We start from the raw sequence: 14,436 nt of genomic DNA, 5'->3' as shown, positions 1-14,436 counted from the left end.
TCTGACACATCTTCTTGGGTGTACGGGGAGCGGTTGCGTGAAGATCCAAGAGCGTACGGGGGCGGGCGCGGGGCGTTCCGCGGCTCCGGCTCAGCCGTCGGTCGGTGACCGGCTTCCCACACCGCCTCGCGAGCGCAAGCCGGCCCTGGCCGCCCTCGCGGTGCTGCTGATCCTGGTGGGCGCGCTCGGCGCGACGATGCTCGTCCTGCGCGCCGGGGACCGGGTCGAGGTCATCAAGCTGACGGGCGACATCCAGGCGGGCGAGTCCATCAGCGACAGCAAGATCACCTCGGTGATGGTGTCCGAGGACTCGGGCGCCGACTTCGTGCCCTGGTCGCAGCGGCAGAGCCTGGAGGAGCTGCAGGCCAAGTCCACCCTCTACGCGGGCACCGTGGTCGTCGGCCAGATGTTCGCGGCGAAGACCTCCATGGGCGCCGGCAAGGCGACCGTCGGGGTCTCGCTCAAGGAGGGCCAGTACCCCATCAACCTCAAGCCCGGGGACAACGTCGCCGTCTACCGCGTGGGCAACGACAGCGCCGCCGGCAGCCGGGGCTCGTCGAACTCCTCCTCGTCCTCCTCGTCGTCCGCCGCCGGCAACTCCCTGCTGGTGGAGCGCGCCGTGGTCAGCGACGTGAAGCGGGCCGGCGGCGACGTCATCAGCAGCACCAGCCTGCCGGTGGTCCTCACCGTCGACGCCTCCGAGGCCGCCGCCCTCACCCAGGCCGCGTCCGCGGGCGAGGTCGCCGTCGTCACCATTCCCGGCAACTGAGGGCGGCAGCGCACCCATGGCCCTCATCGCCCTCGCCGCCGACAAGGGTTCCCCCGGCGTCACCACCGCCGCCGTCGCCCTGGCCGCGGTCTGGCCGCGGCGCGTCCTGCTCGCCGAGACCGACCCGGCCGGCGGCGACCTCGTCTACCGCAGCGCCGCGGCGCACGGCGGGCCGCTCAACCCGAACGTCGGCATGCTGTCCATCGCCGCGACCGCGCGCCGGGGACTCGTGCCCGACCAACTCTGGGACCACGTACAGCCGTTGAGCGGCGGCCTCGAGGTCCTGGTCGGGCTCGGTGTCGCCGAGCAGGCCGCCGGACTGGCCGGGCTGTGGCCCACCCTCGGCCACGCCTTCGCCTCCCTCGCCGACTCCCCGAACGCGCCCGCCGACGTCATCGCCGATTGCGGCCGCATCAGCGGGGACACGCCCGCCGTCGAACTGTTCCCGCACGCCGCCCTCGTCCTGCTTCTCGCGCGTACCGAGCCGGAGTCGCTTGCCCGCGTCCGGGACCGCGCCGCCGCGCTCTCCGCCAAGCTGCACGGCGGCCCGCGCGGTGCCGCGAGCCTCGCCACGCCCGCCATCGGCGTCGTCCTGGTCGCCGACCCGAACAGCGCCGGCAAGGTCTCCGGCCAGGTCAACGACATGCTGGTGCACGCCCAGACCGGCGCCCGCGTGGTCGGCACCATCGCCGACGACCCGGCCGGAGCCGACCAGTTGGCCGGCCGCAGGCGCGGGCGGCTCGACAAGTCGCTGCTGATCCGCTCGGCCCGCAAGGTCACCGCAGACGTCTACCAGCAGTACGGCGCCGCGTGGGCCGCCTCGACCCAGGCGCAGCAGGCGCAGCAGGCGCACCAGGCCCAGCAGGCGGCACAGCAGGCCCACCCGCCGCAGCAGACGCACCCGACCCAGGGACAGCCGACCGGTCACGCGGAGGCCGGCCGATGACCGCTGTCGACCACCAACTGGTCAAGCGGTTCCGGCAGGACGCCGGTGACCGCATCGCCGAACAGCGCCGCCTCGACCAGGTCAACGGCGTCACGCCGATGTCCGGCGAGGACGAACGGCAGTACGCGCGTGCGGTCATAGCCCAGATCCTGGAGGAGTACGCCCGCACCGAGATCAACGCCGGTCGCACCCCTCTCGACGCCGAGACCGAGGAGCAGTACGCGGCCGCCGTGCACGCGGCGCTCTTCGGCGTGGGCCGGCTGCAGCCGTTGCTCGACAACCCCGAGGTCGAGAACATCGACATCAACGGCTGCGACCAGGTGTTCGTCGGCTACGCCGACGGGCGCGAGGTCAGAGGGGATCCCGTCGCGGAGACCGACGAGGAACTCATCGAGCTCATCCAGGTGCTCGGCGCGTACTCGGGACTCTCCTCCCGCCCCTTCGACTCGGCCAACCCGCAGCTCGACCTGCGGCTGCCGGACGGTTCGCGTCTGTCGGCCGTCATGGACGTGGCCCGGCGCCCCGCCCTCTCCATCCGCCGCGCCCGCATGGGCAAGGTCTTCATCTCCGACCTCGTCGGCAACGGCACCCTGACCCCCGAGGTCGCCCACTTCCTCGCCTGCGCGGTCCGCGCCCGCAAGAACATCATGATCGCGGGCGCCACGAACGCCGGTAAGACGACCCTGCTGCGCGCCCTCGCCAACGAGATCCCGCCGCACGAGCGCCTCATCACCGTCGAACGGGCGCTGGAACTCGGACTCGACACCTTCCCCGAACTGCACCCCAACGTCGTCGCGTTCGAGGAGCGCCTGCCCAACTCCGAGGGTCAGGGCACTATTTCCATGGCAGAGCTTGTCCGGCGCTCGCTCCGTATGAACCCCTCCCGGGTCATCGTCGGCGAGGTGCTCGGCGACGAGATCGTGACCATGCTCAACGCGATGTCGCAGGGCAACGACGGCTCGCTGTCCACGATCCACGCCAACAGTTCCAGCGAGGTCTTCAACCGCATCTCCACCTACGCCCTGCAGGCGTCCGAGCGGCTTCCCATCGAGGCCAGCCAGATGCTGATCGCGGGAGCGGTGAACTTCGTCGTCTTCATCCAGCGGCGCAACAACTACCAGACCGGCGGCCGCCTCCAGCGCATGGTCACCTCCGTCCGCGAGGTCAACGGCGTCGACGGACGCGTGCTGTCCAGCGAGGTGTTCGCCGAGGCGTCCGACGGCCGCATCGTGCCGCACGCGCCCCTAGCCTGCCTGGAGGACCTGATGGCGTACGGCTACCAGCCCCACGGATCCTGGGGGTGACCGGCATGACAGCCATGGCGGGCATGACAGGCGTGACGGGCGCGACGAGTGTGACGGGCACGGCGTCCGGGGCCGGCCCCCTCGCCCTCGGTTCGGGCGGATCGCTCGGCTCCATGGGCGGTCTGTTCTCCACCACCGTCCTGTACTCCATCGGCTGCGGCGTCGCCGTCGGCGGCGGACTCGCGCTGCTGATGATCGCCGTACGCGGCCTGCCCGCGAAGCCCGAGCACGAGAAGCGGAAGGCGAGCCGGCGCGCGAACGAGCTGATCCGGTTCGCCGGTCAGCGCGGCTCCCTGGCCGCCATCGTCGGACTCGTCGTCCTGCTGCTCACCCGCTGGGCGGTCGCCGGAATCGCCGCCGGTGTCCTGGTCTTCTTCTGGGACCGGCTCTTCGGCGGCGCGGCCGAGGAGCGGGCCGCCATGCGTCGGGTGGAGGCGCTGGCCTCCTGGACGGAGTCGCTGCGCGACACGATCGCGGGCGCGGTCGGCCTGGAGCAGGCCATCCCGGCGTCCGCGCGAGCCGCCGCCCCCGTGCTGCGGCCGCACCTCGACTCCCTCGTCGACCGGCTGCGGGCCCGTACGCCCCTGCCCGAGGCGCTCCAGCAGCTCGCCGACGAGATCGACGACGCGTCCGCCGACATCATCGTCGCCGCTCTCATCCTCAACGCCCGCCTGCGCGGCCCGGGTCTGCGCCAAGTGCTCGGCGCACTGGCCAAGTCGGCGCGCGAGGAGGTCGACATGCGTCAGCGCGTGATGGCCCAACGGGCCTCCACCCGGCGCTCGGTGCAGATCGTCGTGGCGGTGTCGATCGCCTTCGTGCTCGGCCTGTCCGTCTTCAACCGCGAGTTCGTGGCGCCGTACGGGACCGCGGTCGGCCAGCTCGTCCTCGCGGTCGTGTGCGGGCTGTTCGCGCTCGGCTTCTGGTGGCTGCGCAAGCTGTCCACCATCGAGACGCCCGAGCGCTTCCTGGTGCGCGACGAGGCGGCCGTGCAGTTCGTCCGCCCGCGGACGCCGGCTCAGCCCGGCCAGTCCGGTCAGTCCGGTCAGCCGGTGCAGTCGCTGCCGTCCCAGTCGACTCAGCCGTCCCAGCAGGGAGAGGGGCTACGACGGTGAACCTGACGATGCCGATCGTGGTCGGCGCCATCCTCGGCCTCGGCGTCTACGCCCTCGTACGCGCTCTCATGCCGTCGAAGCGCAGCGCGGTCGCCCAGGTCGCGCGGATCGACGCGATGCGGGCCCGGGGAGCGGCGTACGAGACGTCGCGCGGGGCCCGGGAGACCGGCCGTCTCGGCTCGCTGCGGGCCGAAGTCGGGGCCCGTGTGGCCGAGTTCTACCTTCAGCAGGGCTGGGAGCAGCGCTCGTTGCGCGCGGACCTGGCCGTACTCGAGCGCAGCTGGGAGAAGTTCCTGGCGACGAAGGCGCTGCTGGCGGTCGCGGGGCTGTTCTTCGGGCCGTTCCTGTTCGCCGTCGTCTGGACGCTCGGCTTCGGCAGCAGCCCCGTCATCCCGGTCTGGCTGGCGCTGCTGTGCGCGGGGCTGTTCTTCTTCCTGCCGGACCTGGAGGTACGGCGGGACGCGGCCGAGAAGCGGCGGGACCTCCGGCGCGTCATCGGCGCCTACCTGGACCTGGTGTCGATGAGCCTGGCCGGCGGCCGCGGTCTGCCGGAGGCGCTGATGGCGGCGGCCGAGGTGTCCGACGGCTGGGCGAACCAGCGCATCCGCAACGCGCTCGCCGACGCCCGGATCACCGGCATCAGCCAGTGGCAGGCGCTGGGCCAGCTCGGCGAGGAGCTGGGCGTGGAGGAGCTGAAGGACCTGTCCGCCTCCCTGGCCCTGGTCGCCGACGACGGCGCGAAGGTGCGCGAGTCGCTCGCCTCCCGCGCGGAGACCATGCGCCATCGCGAACTGGCCGAGATCGAGGGCAGCGCGGGCGAGAAGTCGCAGTCGATGCTCGTGGCCCAGCTGCTGCTGTGCGCCGGCTTCCTGGTCTTCCTGATCTTCCCGGCGGCGATGCGGGTGTTCCAGGTGTGAGCCGTACGCGACGTGAGCCGACGGCCGTCGGACGCCAACTACCCCTGATCTCCTGATCTTCAGCTGAGTCGAGAGGAAACTGTCATGAACGGACGAGACTTCCACACCGGGATCCCGGCCGTGGACTTCCTGGTCACCTTCCTGCGGGGCCGTGTGGAGCGGGCCCGCTCGGGCGAACTGGACCGCGGCGCCTCCGCGGTGGAGTGGGTCATCATCTCCGCCGTCGTCGTGGCGATCGTCGGCGTGGTGGCCGCCATCATCAACTCCGCGCTGAGCGAGGGCGCCAACAAGGTCGGCGACTGCATCAAGGGCGCGGACGCGGGCAAGACCTGCTGACCGCCGTACGAGGCGGCCGGTCGACGGCGTCATCGGTCAACGGGCGACGGAACAACGGGGTTACGGGGACACGGGTACACGGGGATGCTGGCGGACGTGAGCAGAGGGATGCGCCGCAGGGTGCGGGCCGCGCGTGAGGCGGCGGACACCGACGGCGACTCGGGCATGACCGCGATCGAGTTCGTGCTGCTCACCCCCGTCCTTTTCTTCATGATCTTCGCCACCGTGCAGTTCGCGCTGTACTTCTTCGCCGACCACGTCGCCCAGGCGGCGGCCCAGGCGGGCGCCCGCAAGGCCCGCGCCACGGCCGACGAGCAGCCCGGCGGCTGGCGCGGCGAGGCCCGGGACGTCGTGGACGCCTACATCCGCCAACTGGGCCCGCAACTGGTCCTCTCACCCGACGTGCAGACGGTCCAGCCCGACCAGGGCACGGTGGGCGTGGAGATCTCGGCCCGGGTGCCGACGGTGTTCCCCGGCCTCGACCTGACGGTGCACGCACAGTCGGCGGGCCCGGTGGAGAGGTTCGTGAAGGAGGGGCAGAACTAGATGAACTGCCCGCGCCGGAGTGCTCTTCGCCTCACGTGCGACGACGACCGGGGCCTGTCCACCGTGGAGGTGGTGATCCTCGCCCCGGTGATGATCTTGTTCATCCTCGTCCTGGTGGCCTTCGGGCAACTGGTCGACGGCCGTGGCGCGCTCGACGGCGCGGCCCGGGACGCGGCTCGCGCGGGCTCGATCCAGAAGGACCACGCGACGGCGATGGCGGAGGCGAGGAGGGCGGCCGAGGCGGACCTGTCGGACGTCTGCTCCGGCCCGGTCTCCGTCGTCCAGACGAGCCGGGGCTTCGAGCCCGACACCATCTTCACGGTCGAGGTGAGCTGCCAGGTGCGCGGCCTGGCCATGCTCGGCCTGGACGTCCCGACGACACTGTCGGCCAGCTTCAGCTCCCCGCTGGACCCGTTCCGGAGGACGGCATGAGGGAGGTCGGACGCATGCGGGACGGCGTACGCGTGGGAGGCGTCGTACGCACCTGGTGGGCCACCCGCCGCACGGCCCTGGACGACCGGGGCTCGGGCGCCGGCGCGGTGATCCTCTTCGCCCTGGTCTTCCTCTCCCTGTCGGCCTTCGTCATCGACGGCGGCCTGTCCATCTCCAAGCGCGAACGCGCCGCCGACATCGCCGAGCAGGCGGCCCGCTACGCCGCCCAGGACATCGACCGCGAGGCCCTCTACGACAACGAGGGCGGCCCCGCGCCGATCAACTACCAGGACTGCGACACCCGCGTGAAGTCCTTCGCCCGCGAGATGGGAATGACGGCCGTCGACATCGCCGCGAGCCACTGCGTGGCGGCCGACGCCCAGCAGGTCCAGGTCGAGATCCAGCTGACGTACTCCCCGGTCTTCACCGGCATGTTCTACGGCGGCGACGTCGTCGTCCACGGCCAGGCGGTGGCGGAGAACGAGGTCGGCTGACGCCGGGGCGGGGGCATCCCGCCACGCCGTGTAGGCACGGTCTCGGGGCCCCGAGGTTCTGCACAGGTTCGAACGGATCAGCGGTTGATCGACTGGATCTCCTGGACGTTCATGTCCTGGGTCGTCTCGAAGGTGCCGTCGGGGAGGCCGCCGCCGCTGCCGTCGCTGCCCCGCCAGGTGATCCGCCAGGTGAGGGAGGCCTTGAGCTGGTACGGCCGGCCGTTCGTGGCACGGAGGTAGGTGACTCCGCAAGGGGGTGTCTGCGCGGCGTCGCCCGGCTTGTACGGCGTGCCGATCGAGCCGTCCCTGTTGATCGCGCAGTCGCCGGAGGCGGGGTAGGTGGTGGCGTCGTCCGTGCCCGGCTCGAGGTGGAGGGCGACGGGCTTGGCCGTCGTCTCGGCCCAGAGGTTCGTGTGCGGCAGTTCGGCGCGGACCTTGATGTCGCGGAAGGTGCCCTTGTCCAGCCAGACCCAGGTCGGGAGATTCACCGTGGACCTGGTCTCCGGCTTCAGCTCGATCTCGGTGTCGGGGACCTTGACCTGGTTGTACGCGTACTCGGCGAGCATCCTGGGTGTGGGGGCGTGGGGGATCCTGGGCACCTCGCCGGCGCCCTGCCAGAACATGATCCTGCCGCAGTCCCACGACTCGGGGTCGCTCTCGTCCGGCGCGACGCTGCGCCAGAAGTAGCCGTCCTTTCCGACGTTGTAGTGCTTGTAGCCCTCGGCGGTGCTGGAAGCGTCGTCGAAGTTCTTCTCCGGCTTGCCGTCCCGGTAGTGGTCCGTCCACAGTCCCTTGCCGAACCAGGACTCGTGGATGCCCACGTCGCCGTTGCCGTCCGTCCGGTTCACGAAATCCTTCAGCTCTTCACCGGTGAAGACGGGTTCGTACCAGCAGGCGGGGGGCTTCCAGTTGACGTCCACGGAGGAGAGGCCGCCGCGCTTGCCCCCGGTGGGGCCGCTGACCTGGCGGACCTTGATCTGGGAATGGGAGGCCGAGGCGTACAGCTCGTTGCCCTGGGATCCCCCCTGTTCTCCACTGCCGGGGGACGGTGCGGTGCTCCCAGGGACAGGCTTGTCGGCATGGGCCGTGCCCGCGGTCCAGAACAGACACCCTGCCGCCAGGACCAGGACCCACTTCTCCCGTCCGGACGCGCTCAGCCGCGGCATTCGGTCGCCTTCCCCGCGACGGTCACCTGCTGGGCCCGCCATACCGGTGATCCGTGTTCTGATGCCATGAGCAGGGTGAATTTCTGGTAGCTGGCGAGACTTTCCTCGGTGCGGTGGACCTTCTGCGACTTGACTTCCTTGCCGTAGACCTTGGACTGGTCCTCGCAGAACGTGACGCGGACCGTCTTGACCTTGCTCGACTCGCCGCCAGGGTTGGTCGTGGCCCGGTAGTACCGATCCTTGCCCGTGAGTGTCCAGCCACCGGCTACGTACTGCTTGATCTGCGTGTGGGCGTACTGTGCCGCTTGCCCCGCCGAATAGAACTGGAAGGCGGGATCTTCCGGGTTCTGCTTCGTGATGCCGTGGTTTAGCGCGCGGATGTAGTTGGCCGCGTCGTCCAGGGCCGCTGCCCGGTCCGCGTCCGACGGCTTCGCGAAGTCGAAGACCAGAGCCAGGTCACCGGGGGCGCTCACGTCGGGGCGGTCCACGCCGGCTGACGCTGACGCCGATGGGGAGGCCGACGGGCTCCCCGCCCCCGTGTCCGCGCCTTTGATGTCGTCCGGCTTTCCGGTGCCGCTTCCGCCGCAGGCGGTGAGCAGGAGGGTGGCTGTCGCGGTGAGTGCGACGGCGGCGGCGGTCAGGGCGCGGCGGGCCACGGTTGGTCTCCCCCGAGTCGGTGGCTGTAAGGGTGTTGCAGCAGGGAACGAAGCTATCAGTTTCCCCTGAGCGGCACTTGAGCGGTCATCTAAGACTGTGTGGGGTGTAAGGACTGTGACGTGGCGGTTGTGAACGACGCAATTCGGCTCACAGTCGCGAAGTGCGGCTCCAGGGTTACAACTCGGGAACCTCTGCGGAGCAGGGCAAGGGAAGCCGGTTCGCTGCCAGGGCGAACCGGCGTCTATCACCGACAACCCAGGCAGTCACAAACGGAGCGGTTAGTATGTGAGTTGTGGATGTAACCCCCGTGAGGCGGGCGTTCAAGTACCGCTTCCATCCGACCGATGCGCAGGCGGCAGAGCTGTCGCGCACGTTCGGGTGCGTGCGGAAGGTCTACAACCTGGCGCTCGCCGCCCGTACACAGGCGTGGACGCTGCGGGCCGAGCGGATCAACTACAACGCCACGTCAGCGATGCTGACGGCGTGGAAGAAGACCGAGGCACTGGCCTACCTCAACGACGTCTCCTCCGTCCCCCTCCAGCAGGCCCTGCGCCACCTGCAGGCGGCGTTCACCGCGTTCTTCGCCAAGCGGGCCAAATATCCGCGGTTCAAGTCGAGGAAGAAGTCCCGCAGGTCCGCCGAGTACACCACGTCCGCGTTCCGGTTCCGCGACGGGCGGCTGACGCTGGCGAAGATGGCCGAGCCGCTGGACATCGTCTGGTCGCGTCTCCTCCCGCAGGGGGCGCAGCCGTCGACGGTGACCGTCTCCCAGGACGCGGCCGGACGCTGGTACGTCTCCCTCCTCGTCGAGGACCCCGGCGTCGCACCCCTGCCCGCCACGGACACGGCCGTCGGTGTCGACGCCGGGCTGGACCACCTGCTCACCCTGTCCACCGGGGAGAAGATCGCCAACCCGGGGCACGAGCGCCGCGACCGGGCCCGCATGGCCAAGGCCCAGCGAGAGCTGTCCCGCAAGCAGAAAGGGACGAAGAACCGGGAGAAGGCCCGGCGCCGAGTCGCCCGCATCCATGCCCGGATCGCCGACCGGCGCCGTGACCACCTGCACAAGCTCACCACTCGGCTCGTTCGTGACAACCAAACGATCGTGATCGAGGACCTCACTGTCCGCAACCTGCTCAAGAACGGCAGACTCGCCCGCGCCATCAGCGACGCGGCATGGTCGGACTTTCGCAGCATGCTGGAGTACAAGGCTCAGTGGTACGGCCGCGAGGTGATCGCGGTCGACCGCTGGTTCCCCTCCTCCAAGCTGTGCTCGTACTGCGGGGCCCTACAGGAGAAGATGCCGCTGCACGTGCGCACCTGGACGTGCGAGGGCTGCGGCACCACCCATGACCGCGACGTGAACGCGTCGCACAACCTTCTGGCCGCCGGGCTGGCGGTGTCGGCCTGTGGAGCCGGTGTAAGACCTCAACGGAGCACTCCGGGCGGGCGACCGGCGACGAAGCAGGAAACCCTACGGCGCGAGCCGTAGGAATCCCCCTCCATCACGAGGGGGAGGAAGTCAAAAGATCTCTGTAGGCTCAGCACACCCCCGTGTCCCACGCCCTCTCCACACGACCCAGGACTCCCGCCATGGCGCGACGCAGTACTTCCAGTCCGACCGGAAGCCCGACGGGCCCGAGGAACCGGACACCGCGGCCGGTGCGGGTGCGGCGGCGGACGTTCGGGGACGTCGTGAAGGCGTTCCTCGCCTTCGTGGCCCTGCTCGTGCTGGTCGTCGGAGTGCCGGGCGCGCTCGCCGTGCTCGTCGGGTGGCCGCTGCCGCACGGGGCGCCCAGCCTGGACTGGCTGCAGCAGGAGATCACCGTCACGACCTTCCTGCACATCCTCACCGTCGTGGTCTGGCTCGCCTGGGCGCAGTTCACCGCGTGCGTGCTCGTGGAGGTGAAGGCCGCCCTGTCCGGCGTCGGCGTGCCGGGGCGGGTGCCGGGCGCCGGGCCGAGTCAGCTGCTCGCGCGGCAGCTCGTCGCCGCGCTGCTGCTCGTCGGCGCCACGGCCGCGAGCCTCACCCCGGGGCTGTCGCAGCTCGGGCACGGCATGGAGGGGAACCAGAAGGGGACCGTCGCGGCGGCCCGGCAGCTGCCGGGCGGGCTGTTCGCGCAGCAGCAGGAGCAGGCCGCGAACACGGCCGCCGCCGTGGCCGAGCAGGCCTCCCACGCCGCCGCCCACGTGGACACCGGCAGCGCGGCCAAGCAGGGGGACACCAAGTACTACCGGATCCAGCCGCCCGAGGGCCGGCACCACGACTCCCTCTGGGAGATCGCCCAGCGCCACCTGGGCGACGGACGCCGGTACAAGGAGATCTACGAGCTCAACAAGGACCGCGTTCAGCCGGACGGTTCCCGGCTCTCCGAGGCCAGCCTCATCCGGCCCGGCTGGATCATGGAGATGCCCGCGGACGCGCACGGCGGCGAACTCGTCGAGATGCCCGACCCGTCGGGCAAGGTCTCCGAGCAGGAGCAGCGGCAGATCCACGACTACGCCAGGACCGGCGACCACGCCCAGAGCGGCGGCGCGCAGGCCCAGGACGGCGCCCAGGCGCAGGGCGGCGGCCACGCCCAGGACGGCGGCCACGGCGGCGCGGCCCGGGCCTCCGTGCCCGCCCAGCGCCCCGCCTCCGACGCCGGGCACGCCCAGCACGCCACCGGCTCCGAGTCCGGCCACTCCTTCGGCCTGCCCGAAGCCCTCCTCGGCGCCCCGCTCCTCGCCGCCGGCCTCCTCGGCGCCCTCGGCCGCCGGCGCCGGCAGGCCCTGTGGCAGTCGGCGTTCGGCGCCGTCGGCGGGCGGCGCGGCATGGAACCGCCGACGCCGACCGGGGACGCGCTGGACGTGCAGGACGCCCTGCTGGTGGGCGCCGACCCCGAGGGCGTACGCCTGCTCGACCGCTCGCTGCGCGCCCTCGCCGCCGCCCTCGCCGCCGAGTCCCGGCCGCTCCCCGTCGTCTACGCCGCCTGGCTCACCGGCGGCGACCTGCACCTGCAACTGGCCCAGCCGTCCGGGAAGCCGCCCGCGCCGTGGCAGACCGGCCAGGACGAGACGTTCTGGATGCTGGCGCGCGCCGACGCCGAGCGGTACGAGGACGTCGACACCGCCGCCCCGTACCCCGGCCTCGTCAGCCTCGGCACCATGGACGACTCCCGGCTGCTGCTCAACCTGGAGGCGGTGCCCGGCATCGTCTCGCTGAGCGGCCGCGAGGCGGACCGCGCCGCCGTCTTCGCCTCCGTCGCCGCCGAACTCGCCACCAACGGCTGGTCCGACCGCATGACCATCACGCTCGTCGGGTTCGGGCAGGACCTCACCCCGCTCGCCCCCAACCGGCTCCGCCACCTCGACGGCGTCGAGGCGCTCCTGGAGACCATGGAGGCCGAGACGCGGCAGCGGCGCGGGGCGCTCGGCGCCGCCGGGCACGACTCGGTGCTCACCGGGCGCACCGGCCCCGCCCAGCACACCCGTTGGGCCCCGCACCTGGTGCTGCTCGCCGCCCAGCCCTCCGCCGAGGACGCCCGCAGGCTCGCCGAACTCGCCGCCGACGCCAGCCGGTTGGGCATCGGCTATCTCGTCGGCACCGAGTCCGGTGAACTGCCCGGCGCCGCCTGGGAGATGGAGATCACCAGCGCGGGCCGGCTGCTCGCCCCGCTCCTCGGTCTCGAACTCGACGCCCAGCGGCTTCCGTTGGCACAGCAGCAGGCGGTCGTCGAACTGTTCGTCGAGGCCGACCCGGAGAACGGCCCCGACGGGCCGACGACCACCCCGCCGTTCCTCGTCGACATCAGCGAGCAGGGGCGGCCCGCGGTGTACGCGCGGCTGGTGGGCCCGTACGAGATCATCGGCCTCGACGGCCCGGACGGCGAGCGCAGCGCGCTGCTGCACGAGGCGCTGGCTCTGCTGCTCCTGCACCGGGAGGGTGTGCACCCGCGGGTGCTGTCCTCCGCGCTGTGGCCGCGCGGTGTCACCGACGACGTGCGGGAGGCGCTCCTGGAACGGCTGCGCGCCTGGCTCGGCCACGACCCCGACGGCAGCCCCCGGCTGCGGACCGACGGCGCCGGGCGGCTCACGCTCGCCAAGTCCATCGTCTCGGACCTGGACGTGCTGCGGTCGCTGTACCACGAGGCCACGCAGGGCAAGGGCGTCGACAGCCGGGTCGTCCGCGGGCGGCTCCTGACGGACGCGCTGGTCCTGGTCCGCGGTCCGCTGCTCGCCGACCGGCCCGAGGGCCGCTACCGCTGGCTCACCCACGAGATCGTCGACGCCCAACTCCCGCTGCTCGTGGCGGACATCGGGCTCGCCCTGTCCGCCTTCCACCTGGAGAAGGAGCGCGCGGAGAAGGCCATCGAGGCGCTGAACGCCGCACTGCGCACCGCCCCCGCCGACGAGCGCCTGTGGCACGAGCTGCTGCGCGCCACCCACGCCACCGGCGACACCGACCGCCTCCGGGCCGTCGCCGCCGACCTCGCCGGACGCAGCGGCGCCCGCGGCCTGCCGCCACGCACCGAGGCGCTGCTGGACGAACTCCTGCCGACCTGGCGCGACGACGCCGCCGCAGTGGGATGAACGACCTGCTGCCGCTGGCCGGCGCCGCCGCGCTGTGGGGTGCGGCGGCGGGTGCACTGCTGCCCCGGGCCGCCTACCGCTTCTCCGTGCCGGCGGGGGAGCCCTGGCGCGCGCACTGCCCCGCCGGGCACCCGCTGCGCGGCTGGCTGGGCCCGGCCCGGTGCGCCCGCTGCGCCGGCGACCCCGCCTCCGCGCCCGTGGAGGGGCCTGCGGGTACGGCGGGAGCGGCGGACACCGCTGCCCCCGCCTCCCGTGACGCCGGTACGGCGATACGCGCGGACGTGGACTCGTCCGCGCCCCGCGACGCCGATGCGCCCGAGCCGCGCGACGCCGATGCGCCTGTGGGTGGGGACGTCGAGAGGGCCGAGCCCGACACCGGTCCGGCCACCCCCGAGGACGCCGACAGAGCCGTACCGGCGGACCCGGCGCAGGCTCCGGGCCCGCCCAAGGGCGCGGGCATGGCCATGGATCCGGGCCCGATCCCGGACGTGCGCCCCGCCCCCGCCCCCGCCCCCGGCGCCCCCCGCACGTTGCCGACGGCCGTCGTCACCGCGTTGGTGTGTGCCGTGCTCGCCGCCGCCACCGGCGCCCGGCCCGAGATCGCCGTATGGCTGCTGCTCGCGCCCGTCGGGGTGCTGCTCGCGCTCGTCGACCTCCGGGTGCGACGGCTGCCCGACGTGCTGACGCTGCCGCTCGCGGGCGCCGCGCTCGCGCTGCTGGGCCTGGCGGCCCTGGTGCCCGAGCACGCGGGCCACTGGCCGACCGCCCTGTACGGCGCTCTCGCCCTCGGCGGCGGCTACTTCGTGCTGTTCCTCATCAACCCCTCGGGCATGGGCTTCGGCGACGTGAAGCTGGCGCTCGGCGCGGGCGCCGTGCTCGGCTGGTACGGCTGGCCCACGGTGCTGCTGGGCACCTTCGCCGGGTTCCTGCTCGGGGCGCTGTACGGCGGTGCGCTCGTCGTCACCCGGCGGGCGGGACGCAAGTCGGCCATCGCGTTCGGGCCGTTCCTGATCGCGGGCGCGTTCCTCGGGCTGCTGCTCGGCGCGTACGCGGCCTGACCGGCAGCGCGTACGCGGCGGACGTACGGCGCACCCGGCCTTCCCGGTGGCGCCTGCGCAGCCCGGGCGGGTGGCGCGGGCGCATCCTGGGGCCCGGGGCGGGAAACGGCTGTCGTAGGCTGGTTCG

14 protein-coding genes are annotated in these 14,436 nt (G+C 72.2%); 12 read left to right on the top strand and 2 right to left on the bottom strand.

The features are described from left to right. The first annotated feature begins 37 nt into the window (after nucleotides 1-37). From ACIPM1_RS22615 to ACIPM1_RS22575, 9 genes are all read left to right on the top strand, one after another. Nucleotides 38-769: a hypothetical protein gene (locus ACIPM1_RS22615; protein WP_356187482.1), complete on the top strand. Its 732-nt coding sequence runs from the start codon at nucleotides 38-40 to the stop codon at nucleotides 767-769. A 16-nt stretch (nucleotides 770-785) separates the two neighbouring features. Next, nucleotides 786-1,715, top strand: a complete 930-nt coding sequence (locus ACIPM1_RS22610; RefSeq protein WP_402437342.1) for a hypothetical protein — start codon at nucleotides 786-788, stop codon at nucleotides 1,713-1,715. Beyond that, nucleotides 1,712-3,019, top strand: coding sequence for a CpaF family protein (locus ACIPM1_RS22605; protein WP_402437340.1), 1,308 nt, complete (start codon nucleotides 1,712-1,714; stop codon nucleotides 3,017-3,019). The genes ACIPM1_RS22610 and ACIPM1_RS22605 overlap by 4 nt, the downstream gene beginning before the upstream one ends. 113 nt (nucleotides 3,020-3,132) lie before the next feature. Next, nucleotides 3,133-4,131 (top strand): type II secretion system F family protein, encoded by a 999-nt coding sequence (locus tag ACIPM1_RS22600; RefSeq protein ID WP_402437512.1) that lies wholly within the window; start codon nucleotides 3,133-3,135, stop codon nucleotides 4,129-4,131. Continuing rightward, on the top strand, nucleotides 4,128-5,048 hold the full coding sequence (locus ACIPM1_RS22595; RefSeq protein WP_402437338.1) for a type II secretion system F family protein: 921 nt from the start codon (nucleotides 4,128-4,130) through the stop codon (nucleotides 5,046-5,048). The genes ACIPM1_RS22600 and ACIPM1_RS22595 overlap by 4 nt, the downstream gene beginning before the upstream one ends. Before the next feature lie 84 nt (nucleotides 5,049-5,132). After that, nucleotides 5,133-5,384: a hypothetical protein gene (locus ACIPM1_RS22590; protein WP_356187490.1), complete on the top strand. Its 252-nt coding sequence runs from the start codon at nucleotides 5,133-5,135 to the stop codon at nucleotides 5,382-5,384. Between the two features lie 108 nt (nucleotides 5,385-5,492). Continuing rightward, on the top strand, nucleotides 5,493-5,930 hold the full coding sequence (locus ACIPM1_RS22585; protein WP_402437510.1) for a TadE family protein: 438 nt from the start codon (nucleotides 5,493-5,495) through the stop codon (nucleotides 5,928-5,930). Further along, nucleotides 5,931-6,362, top strand: a complete 432-nt coding sequence (locus ACIPM1_RS22580) for a TadE/TadG family type IV pilus assembly protein (RefSeq protein WP_402437335.1) — start codon at nucleotides 5,931-5,933, stop codon at nucleotides 6,360-6,362. A gap of 14 nt (nucleotides 6,363-6,376) precedes the next feature. Then, nucleotides 6,377-6,856 (top strand): pilus assembly protein TadG-related protein, encoded by a 480-nt coding sequence (locus ACIPM1_RS22575; protein WP_402437507.1) that lies wholly within the window; start codon nucleotides 6,377-6,379, stop codon nucleotides 6,854-6,856. 77 nt (nucleotides 6,857-6,933) lie between these two features. Here ACIPM1_RS22575 and ACIPM1_RS22570 read toward each other — a convergent pair whose 3' ends face one another. Then, nucleotides 6,934-8,022, bottom strand: coding sequence for a hypothetical protein (locus ACIPM1_RS22570; protein ID WP_402437333.1), 1,089 nt, complete (start codon nucleotides 8,020-8,022; stop codon nucleotides 6,934-6,936). Next, nucleotides 8,010-8,678 carry a hypothetical protein gene (locus tag ACIPM1_RS22565; protein ID WP_402437331.1) on the bottom strand — a complete coding sequence of 223 codons (669 nt, stop codon included), beginning with the start codon at nucleotides 8,676-8,678 and terminating at the stop codon, nucleotides 8,010-8,012. Before ACIPM1_RS22565 ends, ACIPM1_RS22570 begins: the two co-directional genes overlap by 13 nt. Before the next feature lie 293 nt (nucleotides 8,679-8,971). Here ACIPM1_RS22565 and ACIPM1_RS22560 point away from each other — a divergent pair, with 293 nt between their 5' ends. The 3 genes from ACIPM1_RS22560 (at nucleotide 8,972) to ACIPM1_RS22550 (ending at nucleotide 14,309) form a co-directional block, all read left to right on the top strand. Then, on the top strand, nucleotides 8,972-10,171 hold the full coding sequence (locus tag ACIPM1_RS22560; RefSeq protein WP_402437329.1) for an RNA-guided endonuclease InsQ/TnpB family protein: 1,200 nt from the start codon (nucleotides 8,972-8,974) through the stop codon (nucleotides 10,169-10,171). Between the two features lie 101 nt (nucleotides 10,172-10,272). Then, nucleotides 10,273-13,251 carry a BTAD domain-containing putative transcriptional regulator gene (locus tag ACIPM1_RS22555; RefSeq protein ID WP_402437327.1) on the top strand — a complete coding sequence of 993 codons (2,979 nt, stop codon included), beginning with the start codon at nucleotides 10,273-10,275 and terminating at the stop codon, nucleotides 13,249-13,251. Next, nucleotides 13,248-14,309: a prepilin peptidase gene (locus ACIPM1_RS22550; RefSeq protein ID WP_402437325.1), complete on the top strand. Its 1,062-nt coding sequence runs from the start codon at nucleotides 13,248-13,250 to the stop codon at nucleotides 14,307-14,309. Before ACIPM1_RS22555 ends, ACIPM1_RS22550 begins: the two co-directional genes overlap by 4 nt. Nucleotides 14,310-14,436: the final 127 nt, after the last annotated feature.

The sequence above is a fragment of the Streptomyces sp. NPDC086766 genome (assembly GCF_044746005.1).
In the GTDB taxonomy this organism is placed as follows: Bacteria; Actinomycetota; Actinomycetes; order Streptomycetales; family Streptomycetaceae; genus Streptomyces.
This window is presented reverse-complemented; position numbering and strand designations above follow the sequence as displayed.